This window comes from Candidatus Thermoplasmatota archaeon, assembly GCA_030018475.1.
GTDB lineage: Archaea > Thermoplasmatota > JASEFT01 > JASEFT01 > JASEFT01 > JASEFT01.
The window spans coordinates 8,041-10,826 of record JASEFT010000044.1 but is presented as its reverse complement, the minus strand read 5'-3'; the positions used below and the strand labels follow the sequence as shown (position 1 = coordinate 10,826).

Below are 2,786 nucleotides of genomic sequence, written 5' to 3'. Positions count from 1 at the left end.
AAAAAGCCAGTAATATTTGTTGATGGAGGAGGTGTTAAGTTGACAGTCTCCTCTCGAGTTTTAGCTACTTGCAGTTATTCTAAGGTAGGCATCCAATACTTGCACAAGTCCATACCCATAGCTATTATCATGTGGAATATTTTGCTCGTCAAGCTTTTCAGCGCTATCTGCTAATACCTGCTTAAAATAACGTATTGCTGTTGAGTTGTTTGTCTGCTCATGCTGATATTGTGGCAAAGCATCCAGAATGAGAGCGAGCACTCCAGCTACGAAAGGCGCTGACTGAGAAGTCCCATTACAATAAGCGTACCACTCGCCCCAAGTTGATAGAATTTCTACCCCAGGCGCTACGAGCTCGGGCTTCTTGTTGGGATTATCTCTTTTAAAATTGAATGCACGATTACCGTCCTGGCTAAAATCTGCAATTTTTTTATTGCTGTCTATTGCACCAACAGAAATTACTAGCTCGACAGTTCCTGGAGTTGCTATATCCGGCTCTTTAGGATTATTACCAGCAGCTGCAACTACGAAAACACCTCTATCAAGAGCTTTTTGACAAGCTCTTTCAGAAGCGCTACTAAGTTTTGGAAGGTCCTTACCACCTAGAGAGAGACATATTACATCTGCACCGTCAGTTAAATTGCCATCCCCATCAGGATCTATACAAAATTCAATTGCATTTGCTACAATACCATCGTCGCCGCTACCGTCGCCTTTAAGCGACTTCACAATAATAAATTTTGCTTGATGAGCTATTCCTTTTATTTTGCCGTTAGCTGCTAAAATACCCGCAATATGAGTGCCATGCCCATTATCGTCGTAAGGCTGTTCTTTGCCATTTACAAAATCGCGCCATGCAACAAGATTCATAGATTTTAAATCATCATGCTGTAAATTGATACCAGTATCTATAATCGCTATTGTCACATTAGCGCCCCAATATCCTAACAAATTCATTTGCACTATCTCAGTGCATTCGAAGGCCCATTCTGAACGCGATAATTGCGAAGCTGATAGATATTTTAGCAATAGTTTTGCAGACAGTATACAGGCGATTACAACCAGCACAATTATTATTATAGACAAAACAATATCAAGTTTTCTGCCTGCCCTTTCATTGCTTTCCATTTTAGAACGATCATAATTTTCAATGATAATAATTATAACGATGCTGCGCTGATAAAGCTGTTGAGAAAATTGCCCTATTACAGAGTGAAAGGGAGCAATGAAAATTTTTGCTGAGGACTCTTTCCAAATGAATCAGGCCATGATTTTTAAGTAGGTAGCGCGCTCCTTGAAGCGCTAGAGAGAGCCCCGCCTACTTAGAAAGTTTTAACTTTCCATACACCCCACCTATGTGCTAATTTTTGCAAACTTGTGGCAATTAAAGAAGAAACACTTTCGCAACAGCAATTCCGTAAATTACAAAAGCAATTCCTACAAGTAAATCTCGCCACGAAATTTTTGTTCGCCCCTCAAACATTTGCTTTCACCTTACTTTCAAACCATTTTATTATATCATCCCGCTTCGTAGAGCCTATCCCGAAATACTCAGGAAACAGTTTTGAAGTATTGAGAATTTTAGTTCTGCCTTCGCTACGAGCTCTTATCATACCAAGCTCTTCAAGCTCCTTCACATGCTCGTAAACCTTACTACCTATTAACCTTGAAAGCTCTACCTGCTTTACAGGCTGATGATAGGCAATAAGTGCCAGTGTTTTGAGTAAGTGCTCCGGTATCTCTTTAGGAGCTATTTTTGCAACTTCGTCTGCAAACTCTAACTTCACCTGCATTGCGTATTTTTCGCCTGCCTTAGAAATTTCAATAGCTCTTTGTGATTGAGCATATTCTAAGCTCAGTTTTTCTAGTGCTGAAGTAATAGCATTCTCATCGCAGTTCGTGAGCTCTTTCAGCTCTCGCATGCTCACTGCTCTTCCTGCAGAGAATAATATTGCCTCTACAATCCTTTCAAGCTCTTTCATTTTAAGTCAGCCTCTTCACGTAAATTTCGCCGTACGGGAATTTATTCTGCCATACTTTGAGCTTATACTGGGCAGCTAGATACAGTACCGATATAATGCCAGTAATATATTCTTCTTTATTGCCGTTACAAATTGTTCGTAATGATATAGGCTCTAACGTATTTAACTCGCAAATTTTAGTCCATAACTTACGAGCATCGCTTTCAAGCTCTTCTTTAACTAATTTTTCATCCAGCGTTACCAAAGCATCTTTTAAAGACTTTTGTATGTACTGCTCTCTAGCCTGCGTTCTAAGCTCTCTGGCACTCACATATTTTTTAGCATTTTCAAACGCAGTTACAAGCTCAATAAGAGTTACTCGTCTGGCTCCTTTACGACGGATCCTTTCGCTAAGCTGAATAGCGCCAGTAAGTATTGCATTTGTGCAATCATAATTTTCATTAATAGCCCATTCTGGTATAACATCCCATGGGAAAAGCTCTTCTTGAACTTGCTTTGGAGTGGCGCTCTCAAGCAAGCTATCTGCTTGTAGTCTTAAAATATTCCATGCTAGTAATATAAGATAGCCTGCCGTAATTAGATCAGACTCCTGCTCTTTCCTAACTTTTTTCATATACAAACTTGCAAATTTTGTTAAATCAACATCCCAGGGATTTAGCTTCTCATCTATTACAAGCTCAAAAATCAAAATAATTTCTCTATCGACAGGGCTTTTAATTGCGCTCCATGCTCTGTCTGTTTGCACCCTTAAATTATTTACTAGCTCAATATAGCGATCCAACTTTTCGCCATTATCGCTTACAG

The 2,786-nt window shown here is 39.5% G+C and carries 3 protein-coding genes; all 3 read right to left on the bottom strand.

Annotation, left to right across the window (positions count from 1 at the left end; genetic code table 11):
• Positions 1–60 precede the first annotated feature (60 nt).
• On the bottom strand, positions 61–1,128 hold the full coding sequence (locus QMD21_06060; protein ID MDI6856328.1) for a S8 family serine peptidase: 1,068 nt from the start codon (positions 1,126–1,128) through the stop codon (positions 61–63).
• A gap of 347 nt (positions 1,129–1,475) precedes the next feature.
• Positions 1,476–1,982: an SMC-Scp complex subunit ScpB gene (gene scpB, locus QMD21_06055; GenBank protein MDI6856327.1), complete on the bottom strand. Its 507-nt coding sequence runs from the start codon at positions 1,980–1,982 to the stop codon at positions 1,476–1,478.
• Position 1,983: 1 nt separating this feature from the next.
• On the bottom strand, positions 1,984–2,786 hold an 803-nt coding region (locus tag QMD21_06050; protein MDI6856326.1), incomplete at its 5' end, for a hypothetical protein.

Bases quoted from the DNA above. Each gene is read 5' to 3' on its own strand.
- QMD21_06060 (MDI6856328.1), bottom strand. From the start codon at position 1,128: ATGGAAAGCAATGAAAGGGCAGGCAGAAAACTTGATATTGTTTTGTCT.
- scpB (MDI6856327.1), bottom strand. From the start codon at position 1,982: ATGAAAGAGCTTGAAAGGATTGTAGAGGCAATATTATTCTCTGCAGGA.